The 222-nt window shown below is 57.7% G+C and carries 1 pseudogene; it reads right to left on the bottom strand.

From position 1 onward, the window contains the following. Positions 1 to 222: pseudogene (locus HMPREF2692_RS13015) on the bottom strand (IS3 family transposase); the annotation flags it as partial.

Genomic DNA, 222 nt, shown 5'->3' with positions numbered 1-222 from the left:
ACAGGGTGCGAACGTAGGTAATGTCGGCAACCCAAAGCCTGCCTGGTGCCTGCGCACGGAAGTTTCGGCGCACTAGGTCCGGGCGATGATCCGGTGTCTTCGGGCTAATCGTTGTCACAGGGGTTCGCCCACGTCTGCGGCCAGAAACACCTGCAAGTTTCATTAGTCGTGCAGTCTTGTCGCGACCAATATGAAAGCCTTCACGGTTCATCGCGTGCCACA

The organism is Corynebacterium sp. HMSC036D03, from assembly GCF_001836185.1.
Lineage (GTDB): Bacteria > Actinomycetota > Actinomycetes > Mycobacteriales > Mycobacteriaceae > Corynebacterium > Corynebacterium simulans.
Note: the sequence above shows the minus strand (reverse complement) of the source record. Positions and strands in the feature narration are given on the sequence as shown.